General features: G+C 70.3%; 10 protein-coding genes. 5 read left to right on the top strand and 5 right to left on the bottom strand.

The window, feature by feature from the left end:
* Positions 1-270 precede the first annotated feature (270 nt).
* Positions 271-1,509 (top strand): trypsin-like serine protease, encoded by a 1,239-nt coding sequence (locus KV205_RS26840; protein WP_265867199.1) that lies wholly within the window; start codon positions 271-273, stop codon positions 1,507-1,509.
* A 69-nt stretch (positions 1,510-1,578) separates the two neighbouring features.
* Here the strand turns inward: KV205_RS26840 and KV205_RS26835 are convergent, their stop codons facing one another.
* A complete protein-coding gene (locus KV205_RS26835) occupies positions 1,579-4,569 on the bottom strand; it encodes a carbohydrate binding domain-containing protein (protein ID WP_265867198.1) in 2,991 nt (996 codons plus the stop codon).
* Between the two features lie 161 nt (positions 4,570-4,730).
* On the opposite strand from KV205_RS26835, the gene KV205_RS26830 reads away from it, so the two are divergent.
* On the top strand, positions 4,731-5,624 hold the full coding sequence (locus tag KV205_RS26830; RefSeq protein ID WP_265867197.1) for a 2-dehydropantoate 2-reductase: 894 nt from the start codon (positions 4,731-4,733) through the stop codon (positions 5,622-5,624).
* A gap of 49 nt (positions 5,625-5,673) precedes the next feature.
* Here KV205_RS26830 and KV205_RS26825 read toward each other — a convergent pair whose 3' ends face one another.
* Positions 5,674-6,255: a restriction endonuclease gene (locus KV205_RS26825; protein ID WP_265867196.1), complete on the bottom strand. Its 582-nt coding sequence runs from the start codon at positions 6,253-6,255 to the stop codon at positions 5,674-5,676.
* A gap of 922 nt (positions 6,256-7,177) precedes the next feature.
* Here KV205_RS26825 and KV205_RS26820 point away from each other — a divergent pair.
* The gene (locus tag KV205_RS26820; protein ID WP_265867195.1) at positions 7,178-7,363 is read left to right on the top strand and encodes a hypothetical protein; all 186 of its coding nucleotides are present in this window, start codon (positions 7,178-7,180) and stop codon (positions 7,361-7,363) included.
* 277 nt (positions 7,364-7,640) lie between these two features.
* On the opposite strand, the gene KV205_RS26815 is transcribed toward KV205_RS26820, so the two are convergent.
* On the bottom strand, positions 7,641-8,639 hold the full coding sequence (locus KV205_RS26815; protein WP_265867194.1) for a helix-turn-helix transcriptional regulator: 999 nt from the start codon (positions 8,637-8,639) through the stop codon (positions 7,641-7,643).
* 191 nt (positions 8,640-8,830) lie between these two features.
* Here KV205_RS26815 and KV205_RS26810 point away from each other — a divergent pair, with 191 nt between their 5' ends.
* Entirely contained in the window at positions 8,831-9,535 is a 705-nt protein-coding gene (locus KV205_RS26810; RefSeq protein ID WP_265867193.1) for a hypothetical protein, read from the top strand.
* Positions 9,536-9,914: 379 nt separating this feature from the next.
* On the opposite strand, the gene KV205_RS26805 is transcribed toward KV205_RS26810, so the two are convergent.
* Together KV205_RS26805 and KV205_RS26800 are read right to left on the bottom strand one after the other, a co-directional pair.
* A complete protein-coding gene (locus KV205_RS26805; protein ID WP_265867192.1) occupies positions 9,915-10,169 on the bottom strand; it encodes a hypothetical protein in 255 nt (84 codons plus the stop codon).
* A 63-nt stretch (positions 10,170-10,232) separates the two neighbouring features.
* Positions 10,233-10,667: a hypothetical protein gene (locus tag KV205_RS26800; RefSeq protein ID WP_265867191.1), complete on the bottom strand. Its 435-nt coding sequence runs from the start codon at positions 10,665-10,667 to the stop codon at positions 10,233-10,235.
* A gap of 206 nt (positions 10,668-10,873) precedes the next feature.
* Here KV205_RS26800 and KV205_RS26795 point away from each other — a divergent pair, with 206 nt between their 5' ends.
* Entirely contained in the window at positions 10,874-11,431 is a 558-nt protein-coding gene (locus KV205_RS26795; RefSeq protein WP_265867190.1) for a Uma2 family endonuclease, read from the top strand.
* The last annotated feature ends 121 nt before the right edge of the window (positions 11,432-11,552 follow it).

Raw genomic sequence — 11,552 nt, 5'->3', positions numbered from 1 at the left:
GCAGGGACCGCACATCCTAGACCGGGTGATCCGTGCCGCCAGTCGGCCACGACTGCTGGTCCGTCATGTCGCGCACCTTGACGTGTCCGCCCTCGAGCAGGCCGGTGAGCAGCCGCGCGCCCCTTCCGAGCTCCGCGCACACCCGCGCGCCGCCCGCGACGGTCACACGCGGTGCCGTTCGTCCGTCGCGTCTCCTTGTCGCGTCCCGCGCCCACCCCTAGCGTCACGCTCCGTCATGTCGTATCCGCTCCGTAACCAGGAGAGAGATCGATGAAGAAGGCTGTGTGGCGCCCCGTCGTGCTCGCCGCGGCGCTCGCCGTCCTGCCGCTCATGGCGGCCTCCGCCGAGGCCGGGGCACCCGAACCGCTGTCCGCCGACGTCGTCGCCGCGATGACACCGGAGCAACAGGGCGAGGTGCTGGAACCGCTGCGGGTGGTGGCCGATGCCGCCGCCCGGGCCGGACGCGGCGCGCAGGCGGATGTGTACACCCAGGTGGAGATGGCACCGGACTACCGGTCGGTCAACCTCTACCTCACCGACCCGGGGCGCCGCGCCGCCTTCGTCGACGCCGTGCGCGAGGTGAACCCGAAGGCCGACACGGAGCTGCTGCACGTACGCCGGAGCGCGAAGTCCCGGCAGCAGCTCAGGAAGGAGATGACGGCGCTCGTCAGCCGCAAGGACCTGCCCTTCAAGGTCGAGATGGCGAGCAGCACGGTCGACGGCGGCGCGATCGACCTCGGCGTGGACGACGCGAAGGCCGCGCGGGAGTACCTCGCCCGGCCCGCCGTCGCGAAGCAGCTCACGCAGGCCGGGGCCACGCCGGTCCGGGTCCGGCAGTCGCCTGCGATGGTGCCGCTGAGCGGCCGGTGGGACGACACCTCGCCGTTCTACGCGGGGGCGGCGCTCGGGCCCGCGACGGGTTCGCGCGCGCACTGCACCAGCGGCATCCCGGCCGTCAGCACCGTGGACAGCCGCCGCTGGCTCGTCACGGCCGGTCACTGCTACGGCCAGGGTGAGGTCGTGTTCACGGCCGGCGGCAACCGCGTCGGCCCGGTCGGGGCCGAGATCGCCGATCTCGACTCGGCGTTCATCGAGACCGGAACGAGTCCTTATACCTGGGACGGCACCGACGCGCAGGGCTACACCCGCCGGCTCAACAGCGTGCGCAACGTCGCGGTGGGCGACTTCGTCTGCCAGCTCGGCTACGGATCCAAGGTCGTCTGCAACATCCGGACGACCCACTCCGGCGACGCCACCTGGGTCACCGAAGGCGCCCACATCTTCGGCAGCGCCGGCGTCCCGCACAACGGCGGCGTCGTCGCGCGGACCGGCGACAGCGGCGGCCCCGTGATCACGATCAACGACCCGAACTCCCGGCAGCTCAACGGGATGGTCGTCGCCGGGTTCGGCTGCACGATCATCGACGGGGAGAAGGTCTGCAGCAGCGACATCGGCTGGATCGAAGTGCTGGACATCTTCGACCGGTTCGCGCTCGCTCTCGCCCCCTGACGAGCGGGCGAGGACCGGATCCGGTCCGGCCGTACGGGGCGGGCGAGGCCCGCCCCGTACGGCCACCCGTCACTTGAGGTACGGTCCGGCCGTGCCGATCCTGCCGGGGCCGTTCAGGACGTACACCCGCAGGTTGCCCTTGCCGGGCGCGGCCACGGTGAGACTGCCGTTCGTGACGGTGCGGACGTCGCCGGTGACGGCGTCGGTGTACGTGCCGTTCGGGACGCCCGCGAAGGTGGCGCCGCCCGAGACCGTGACGAGCGCGAAGCTGTCCGTCGAGCCGCTGGTGTAGCGCCGCTTGAACGCCAAGCCGCCCGAGACGCCATCGGTCGAGTACTGGCCCGTCTGTAGCGCGGGGACGGCGCGGCGGATCTGGTTGAGCCGCTGCACGTGCCGCACCAGGGGCTGCTGGAGGGTGGTCGCGACCTGGCCGCTCGCCGCGGAGACCTGGGAGAAGTCGGAGGCCGTGACGGAGCCGGCGACGTGGTCGCCGAAGTAGGCGCGGCCGGTGTCGGCGAGGGGGCAGGTCGGCCCGCAGTCGATCTTCCTGCCCTTCTGGAACTCGATCTCGGAGCCGTAGTACAGCGTCGGGATGCCGCGGAAGGTCCACATCAGGGACATGTTCTCGGCCCAGGCGTCGGTGCCGCCCGCGTACCGTTCGCTCGACTTGTTGGGGCCGTAGTCGTGGCTGTCGACGTAGACGACGTTGTAGGTGGCGTCGTTGTAACTGTCGTCGGAGTCCTTGCCGTTGGAGAAGGCGTTCTGCGCGTCACCGAAGTTCATGTGCATGCGCATGTCGATGACGTTCATGCCGGAGAACCGGCTGTGGTCGGGCGCGTGGTAGCTGTTGCCGTTCAGGAAGGCGTTGGTGGAGGTGGGCTGTCCGGCCGGGCCGAGCCCCTGCTCGTAGGCGTACATCTCCAGGCTCGCCCTGGCGTCGTCGGCGTCGTACTCCTTGCGCTCCTTCCAGGTGTAGAACTGCGCCGAGTGGTTGACCGAGCCGCGGTTCCACTTGTCGTTGACGAAGGCGGCGACCTCCCCGAAGACGAAGAAGTTCGCGGCCGCCTCGGCGCCGTGGCGCTGGGTGACCCGCTCCTGGATGGCCGGCAGGAAGCGGCGGTTCCAGGTGGTGCGGGGGATGTGCACGGCCGTGTCGACGCGGAAGCCGTCGACTCCCATGTCGATGTACTTGTCGTACGCGCCGATCAGGTAGTTCTGGACGGCCGGGTTCTCGGTGTTGAAGTCCGCAAGGTCCTCGTGCAGCCAGCAGGAGCGGGCGTCCTCGCCCTCCCAGTTGCCGATCCAGCACCGGTGGTAGAGATCCGCCGGGAACATGCCCGAAGTGGGGCTCGGCCACTGGCAGTTGTAGAGGGTGTAGCCCTCGGCGCTCCGGCCGCCGGTCGGCTTGCCCCAGTTCACGCAGGTGTTGCCGGCCGGCTCGGCGGTCGACCACAGGTCGCCGTTGTAGTACGACTTGCCGGTCTTGGCGTCGATGGTCAGGCCGTCGTACTCGAAACCCGGCTGCTGCTCGTCGTAGTACCAGCTCCACTGGCTGTCCCGCACGCCGTACACGGTCGGCACGAACAGGCCCTTGGCGCCCCAGCGGGAGGAGTGGTTGTAGACGACGTCCTGGTAGATCTTCATGCCCTTGGCGTGGGCCGCGTCGATGAGGTCCTGGTAGGAGGCGCCGGCGGACTCCAGGCGCGGGTCGACCTTGTAGAAGTCCCAGCCGTGATAGCCGTGGTAGTCGTAGTCCGAGCGGCTGAGGACCACCGGCGTGATCCATATCGCCGAGAAGCCGAGGCCCTTGACGTAGTCCAGCTTCTGGATGAGGCCCTTGAAGTCGCCGCGGAACATGGGGTCGTCGTGGGCGGCGTTGCCCGACTTCACGTGCTGGCTGCCGCCCCGGTTGTTCGACGGGTCGCCGTCGTTGAAGCGGGCGGTGAGGACGAAGTAGATCGGGTCCTTGCGCGGGTCGGTGCCCAGCGGCTTCCCGGGGGCGGGCGTGGCGGGCTTGTCGCCGGTGGTGGCGGTCACCGGGGCGGAGGCGGGGGAGACGTTCCCGGCGGCGTCCACGGCCTTCACCGTGTAGGTGTACAAGGTGCGTTCGACGAGCCCGGTGTCGGTGTACACGGTGGAGCCGACATCGGTCACGACCGTGCCGCCGCTGCCGCCGGTCCGGGTGACCTGGTACGCGGTGACGCCCCGGTCGTCGGTGGCGGGGTCCCAGCCGAGCAGTACGGAGACTCCGTCGGCGGCGGCGGTCACCCGGGCCGGGGCGGTCGGTGCCTGGGTGTCGGGCGGTGCGGCGGCGCAGGGGTCGGCGGCGTCCGCCGTCACCACCCGGTTGCGCACGGTGGAGACGCCCGTGCCGATGGTGTAGTCGGAGCCGCCGTTGTTGTCCCAGGTGCCGTTGCCGTTGTTGAAGGCGGCCTTGAGCGAGGCGGCCGTCCCCAGGTCGATCTCCCGCTTCCACCAGCCGGCGCAGGCGGCCTGCATGCCGAGGCCCGGTACGGCGGTCCAGGCGCCGCCGGCGGGCTGGTAGTGGATGTTGGCGGTGGACCAGCCGAGGGCCTCGGTGGAGTAGTAGACGGTCGCCTTCGCGGCGGGCGTGGGGGTGGGGGCGGGCGTGGTGTCCGCGCAGGGGTCGGAGTGGGCGACGACGCCGTCCTTGACGGTGATGTTCCCGGTCCCCAGGGCGTAGTCCTGGCCGCCGTTGTTGTCCCAGGTGCCGCTGCCGTTGTTGAACGTGGCCTTCAGTCCGGCGGCCGAGCCGAGGCTGACGGTCTTCCTCACCCAGTCCGTACAGGCGGGTTCCATGGCGACGCCGGGCACCGTGGTCCAGGAGCCGCCGTCGGGGGCGTAATGCAGGTTGTAGGCGGCCCAGTTCTTCGTCCGCGTCCAGTAGAAGACCGTCGCGGTGTTCTCCGCGACGGCCGCGGTGGGGGCCGTACGGGGTGAGGGTTCGCCGGGCGGCGCGGCGAGCAGGCCGAACAGGCCGGCGGCCACGGCCAGCACGGCCACCGGACGCGCAGCCGGCGGAAGGGGAGTGCGGCTCATCGGATTCTCCAGGCGGAGGCGCGCTCCCTGCGGGCTGGTTGGTTGGGGATGGGGACCAGCCCGTTGGAAACACGATCGGAAAATTTCTGAAATCTCTTGCGTCGGGCGGAAGTTACCGCCCCGGTGACTGGAGGTAAAGCCCTTAGGGTGGGTGGGTGGACATGACGCGAGTTGCGGTAGTGGGCGTGGGAGCGGTGGGCGGCGTCGTGGCCGCGGGTCTGATGTCGACCGGGCGGCTGGACGTGACCGCCTGCGTACGTTCACCGCTGGGCGGGCTGCGCATCGAACGGCCCGACGGGTCGGCCCTGGAGACGTCCGTCCCCGAAGTCACCGACCCCGCCGAACTGTCGCCCGTGGAATGGGTCGTACTGGCGACCAAGGCCTATCAGACCCCCGCAGCGGCCCCCTGGCTCAGCCGCCTGTGCGGCCCGACCACCCGGGTCGCGGTGCTCCAGAACGGCGTGGAACACCGCGAACGCGTCGCCCCCCTCGCCGGCCCCGCCCGCATCGTTCCGGCCGTGGTCGAGATCTCGGCCGAGTCGCAACGCCGCGGTCAGGCACGGCTGTTCGGCCCACCACGGCTCACCGTCCCGGGGGACGAGGACGGCGCCGACTTCGCGGCCCTGTGCCAGGGCAGCGGTATCGAGGTCACGCCGGTCGACGACTTCGTCACCGCGGCCTGGGCGAAACTGTGCCTGAACGCCGCGAACGGCGCCGTCACCGCCCTGACGATGCACCGCATGCCGGTCTTCGCCCACCCCCGCATCGCCCAACTCGGCCGTGCCCTGGTGGAGGAGGCCCGCCAGGTTGCCCTGGCCTCGGGCGCCCGCCTCCCCGCCGACCTCGCCGACCAGGTCCTCACCCGTCTCCGGTCGATGCCGCCCGAGTCCGGCAGCAGCATGCTCTGGGACCGCCTGGCCGGCCGCCAGATGGAGTACGACGCCCGCAACGGCGCAGTGGTCCGCGCCGGCGCCCGCCTCGGCATCCCGACCCCGTACAACGAGACAGTCACCGCCCTACTGGAAGCGGTGAGTGCACCGGCGAACCCTTCGTAGCCTCATCTGCCCTCCCCTGCCGCTCACCTTGGCGGGCGGGTTCTGTCGGTCACGACGAGGACGTCGGCCGCCGAGGCGGGGGTACGGCTCGCAGCAGTTCCCACAGGGGACGGGAGCCGCTCGCCCACTCACCCAGGACGGTCCGGTCGACGAGGTGCAACCGCTGGGAGCGCGCGAACTCGAGCGCGGGCTTGGAGAACTTGCCGTTGGTGACGAGTACGACGACGTCACCCTTGTGCACCGGCCGACCGGTGCCGTTGAGAACCTGCAGGTCAGGCGTGCCCACCGAGGCCCCGGACAGTCCCGCCCGGCGGTGCTTGCACTGGATGACCCACCTCCGCCCGTACGGGTCGGTGGCCTTCACGTCCGCGCCGTTGTCACCGGCGCCGCCGACCTGTACGGCATCCACACACCCGTCACGCCGCATCAGGTCCCGAACCGCGTATTCGAACTGCCTGTGGTGCAGCGCGTCGAGCTGCGTGAGCGCATACCGCAGCCCCTGCGCCCTCACTCGAGCCCATTGCGCCGCCCGCTGCCGTTTCACCGTCCAGGCCGCCGACGAGCCGACGACCGCGAGCACCAGGACGACCAGGATCACCGGATTGGCGGCGAGGAATCTCGCGATGCTCATGACCACGGCCCATAGGATCACCAGGCCGCCACCGAAGAGGACCAGCTGCCCACCACCGGATGCCCTCCTCGACCGTCGCCGGGCCGGGCGACGTCTCGCGGGCGGGCGGCGGCTCACCTCCCGGCTCCGTTCCGCTCCCACTTGATCGGGTACGACACCGTCGGCGCGGGCTTCGGGGCCGACCTCTCCCATCGAGGCCACCGGATCGGATACGACACGGCCGGAGCCGGGCGGGGCGTCGGCTGCTCCCAGCCCGGCCACTTGACCGGGTGCGTCACCGCGGATGAGGACCGCGGCGCCGGCAACCGCTCCGCACCGGCCCCGCTCCCACCCGCTGACGGACCTGAGCCTCCGAGCACGAGCACCGCCGCCACGATGCCGAAGGCGAGTGCCGTCTCCCGGCGCGTTCCTGCCGGCGCCCGCCAATGACGCCGGACCACCGTTCCGTCCCGCTTCGTATACCCCTCGATGAACGGCAAGGCCGCAGTCCCCTCCCCACGTCACCGCGCGTGATTGGCGCGACCGACCAATGTAGGCCACGATGCTGACGATCCGTCATGTCGTAATCACCATTTGTCATGTCGGGTGAGGATGTGGTCTCCCGCTCACACGGCAGCTGTTCAACCAAGTGCTCCCTCACCGGCACCACAGGGCCAGGACCGCGTGCAGCCCCCCGGGCGTTTGCCGGCGGCTGCAGCTCCCGGAACGCCATCGGAACGAGCAGCTGAGGGCTGTCGACCCGGTGACGACGGGGGAGAGGATCCGGTTCTGCTTCCCGCTCGCGCGGGGATGGTCCCGGCACCCACCGTCATCGCGACCGGCAGCCGCCCTGGCCCTGCAGCACCGCTCCCTCCGCGCGCTGACGTGGTTGACACTCACGCATTCGGGGTATTCCACGGCCGCACTCATCCGAGGGGGAACCATGAGCAGCGACGACAGCGACGATCAGGCTGAGCACGAGCACGACGAGGGCGCGCGGAAGCGCATCGAATTGCTTTGGCGTATCGGCACATCGGTCGCCTTGGTGGCCTTCGTCATCTTCCTGATCTTCATCTACGAGGACCCCGGACCGGTATGCGGCACGGGCCAGGACAAGGGCCCCTGCTGAAACACGGGCGGCGAGCGGAGAGGTTGACGTGGTCGGGGACAGAGCTGCTCCCCGCGCCCGCGGGGATGGACGCCAGGCGAGCGCGATCGGGAGACGGCGGCCCCGTCCGAAGTGAGTTTGAGCGGACGTCATGCCTGGCTGCCGCAGGCAGGAGCGGTTCAGACAGGTCCGGTGACTCAGGGCCAAAGCAGGGAAAGCCGTACTGGCCGAGCTGACCACCGTTGGATCGGTGGTTCGCGGTCTGTGTTGTCACGCTGTTGGTGCAGATTGTCGGAGATTACGTGGTACGGGAGGTGTGCTCTTCCGCCGTTGATGTTGTCGTGAGTGCCGTCCCGAGGTCGGTTCTCACGTACTGGACGATGCGGCCTCGGCGGTGTCGATCGACGAGTCCTGATCGCAGCAGGATGCCGAGGTGGTACGAGACGGTCGCGTTGCTCCAGCCGGTCTTCCGGCTCAACTCGAGCGTGGACGCGGGCATGTCGAGCGTGGCCAGCAGCGCGGCTCTGGTGGCGCCCACGAGTCCTGTCAGGGCCGATCGGTCCGCGCCCGTGGGGCGCTCCGCGAGAGCGCCTATGCCGCGCGCCCGGTAGAACAGCACGGGCGTGTGCGGACGTTCGGCAGCGAACAGCACAGGCCCGGCATGCGTCGTGGCCGGCACGAAGAGCACTCCTTCGTCGGCCCAGTCGATGATCCCGGAGTAGGTGCGTTCCAGTACGAGCTCGGTGCCGGTCCAGCGCATGCGTTCGCCGAGATCGTCGAGTACCGCCGCCGCGCCGTGCGCGGCCATCTGGTCGGCACGATTGCTGATGTCGGCATCCAGAACCGCTCGGATTCGTGGCCAGTCCGGTGCCAGTACGGACTCGAACAGGGTCGCCATCGCTGTGGCGGCAGCCGTCGCCACAGCGGCACCGCCGTCGCGCGCCAGCCTCGCAAGCGCCGGGGGCATCGGGCGCCGCCACCGTTCATAGGCTGCCTCGTTGCGATGCAGCGCGAGGACGTGGGGCCACACACGCCGGCCACGGATCGCGATGTCGAGCTGGTAGTCGACCTCCTCGCCGGGGGTCGCCGCGATACGGGCAGCCACTTGCGGCATGGACTCCCCGTGGCGCGGCACAGGCGTCAGGAAATCCGGGGCGTAGCTGTGATCGTCGGGCACCAGAGCCTCCAGCAGCGCCAGCTGCGCCGGCGGGAGTGCCCTTCGGGCACGGGCATGCCACCGCCGTGCGTGAGCGGCCGGATGCCGGCCGCGGTGCCGCAGCACGCCGAGAACCTCCATGGCAGCAGACGTGGCAAACCGCGACCTGCTCCAAGCCCGTGCGTCCAACTGCACCCTCATCGCCATCCCAGGAGTGTCCCATCGCCGCCGGGACGGGCCGACGGATTCGAAGGGCCTCGAATGCGTGGAAGCCACCGCCGTTCCCGCCCGATGGTGATCCGTGACCGTGTCACCACGAACGAGGAGGCGCCTTGAGCTCCAACCGAACCCCTACGAACTACGACCACAGCCGGCCTTCCGCCCCGGTCAGCCGACGCGGGATCGTGCGCATGGGCACCGCCCTCGGCGCGATGGGCCTCCTGGCCACCGCCACGCCGGCGTCGGCGGTCGGAGGCGCTCCGGACAGCGATTCCGCACCGCGCAAGCCGATCCTGGTCGGCGCCAACCCCGGCCTCCAGCTCTTCGACAAATCGGGCTCGTGTACGGCCTACATCTCCACCTGGCAGGTGGAGTGGTCCACCCATGGCGCGGGGAACGCTGTCGTGCTCTGGCGGCCGGACGGAGTGAGGGTTGTCGGGGAGGACCCGCACCTCGCGCTCTGGCTGGCCGATCACTTCGTCCGCCATTTCCCCGAACTCGACGGCCTGCCTTGGTCCGCTCCCCGGTTCCACCGGTCCGCGGTCCAGGTTCGGCTCGACCTCGCGTCCGGTTTGCGGGCGCGGGGTGGAGGCATCGAGGTGCGCATGGCCGAGGTGCTCGACCGGCGCGCCTTCGCCACCGACCGGTTCCCGCTGGCCGGTGTGGAGCACAGCCTGAGCCTGGTGCTCGGCCCGTGTGGACGCGCCCGGGCACTCGTCGACGGCCGTGCCCAGCCGGGCGAGATCAATAGGGGAGGAACCCCGGACCGCCCGTCGTCGTCGGCGTTCCTCGCCGCGGCCGAGGTGTGGCGCGCCTGACCCCGGAACCGAGACGGCCGCCGCAGGCATCGCCGCATGAATTCGAGGGAGCCCGTTTCGGCCTGTTCCGGAGGAGGGGACGACGAGGACGAAGGCGTATCGGCCGGCCCTATCCCGACGGCCTCGGCTTCTGTCCGCCCTGGGACGGTAGTTGTGACAGCTGAGCCGATTGTTCGCGCGTCGGAATCCCTGCCGCGAATCCGCCGGTCGGCCGGGCACGCCTCGAAGCCGACGGCCGGCGATCTCGGCCTGGTCCACGCCCCGGACGCCCGCGGTGCCGTCATCGGCACCGCCATCCTCGACGCCTGCCGCCAGGCCGCTGCCGGCTGCTGCGGCCCCTGGGGCATGGCCGACTTCTGCCACTGGGTCGTCCGTGACGTCAGGCCGCTTCCCCGCCCTGTGCCGGGCTGTCGGTCTGCTCGGCCTGTGGACGCCACCCGAGGACGTCCTCCACGATGTCCATGTCCATGTCCATGTCCATGTCCAGCTCCTGGCCCCGCCCCCACACCCCGGATCCGGCCGTCGCCCGACTGCTCGATGTGCTGACGACCAGACCGCGCTCGGCCGCGACGGCCAGCTCGCCGCCCGCGTCCACGCCGAGCGGCCCCACGGCCTGGTACCCGGAGGGAACCACGTCGCCCTGCTTGGTGAGCGTGACGCGCGTGGGACGCGGCGGATGCTGCCCTGACTGGCCCGCTCAGGCTTCGTTGAGGGCACGGCGCATCACCGCGAGGTATGCCAGCCGCAAATCGGCCACTCGTTGTGGTCCCTGCTCCCCGAAACAGTGCCGGGTCCGACCCCCCACCAAGAGACCGTTCATGTACTCCTTCGCAGCCCGAGCGACCTCGCGGGGACCTTCGATCTCGATCGCTCCCCGAGCCGTAGCAAGCCGAGGAGCCAGAGAGGTGAAGACCTCCTCGCCGCCCGAGCTCGGTACGGTCAGAAGCAGTTCCTCAGCTACCTCAAGGAACTGGACGTAGATCTGGCGCCGATGGTCCACCGCTCGGGCGCGGCGTTGGTCGTCCAACGTGGCTTGAACGGTGGCCATCAGCGCCCCGGCCTGCGCCCGGCCGGCTGCCTCCGCTCCGGTGGCTTGCCGACGCCCGGCCAGCCAGGAGAAGAAGCCGGTCACGATGCTGCCCGGAATGGCCGCCCCACCGGCGATCAGGGCGATCCCTCACTCACTCATGCCGGTGATCCTGCTACCCAGGACTGCCTGGCCGGGGTCGGTCGCACCGATCCGCGCAGGCGCGCCCTAAGACAGCACGTTGCTTGCCCTGCGCGCGGTAGCGTCGACCTCAGCAGCCCACCAGCCCGCCCCGGGACGTAGGACGGACCATGAGCACAGTCCCTGACTACCACGGCATCGACGACCCCGAACGAGCGCTTAAGTACGCCGTCCAGCACATCCGAGGCGACCGCGCCCAGATCATCGAGGGAATCATCGAGCCCGTGTCACCGACCTGGGACCACGAAGCCGCCGCCGAAGCCATCCGTGACCAGATCCGCCCCCGGGCCCGCGAACTCGGCTGCGTCACCGGCTCCGGCAACCTCGACCTGCCCGGGTCGTCGAATTGGTACGTGCCCGACATCGCCGTCGTTCCCGCCGCCCAGGCCAAGGGCGCAGCTGCGCTCTTGCCCGAGGACACCCTCCTCATCGTCGAGGTCACCTCCGAGTCGAACCGGGACACCGACCGGGTCGTGAAGCGGAAGCGGTACGCCGAGTACCACGCCCCGCTCTACCTGGTCGTCGACCGGCAGGAGCAGAGCGTCACCCTGTACTCCGAGCCCGGACGGCTCGGCTACACGCGTGTCGACGGCCCCCACCCCTTCGGCGCCCGCATCCGGCTGCCCGAGCCGTTCGACCTCGAGCTCGACACCACCGACCTGGCCTGACGTCACAGCCGCCGACTCCCATCGTTGGGGTAGTCGAGCTGCACCGACTTCGGGGCCTGATGACCAACCAGCTCGACGACGATCTACTCGCGGAGATCTATGGTCGCGGCGGTCGGCGGGC

The sequence above is a fragment of the Streptomyces sp. SKN60 genome, assembly GCF_026236535.1.
Classification (GTDB): domain Bacteria; phylum Actinomycetota; class Actinomycetes; order Streptomycetales; family Streptomycetaceae; genus Streptomyces.
Note: the sequence above shows the minus strand (reverse complement) of the source record. Positions and strands in the feature narration are given on the sequence as shown.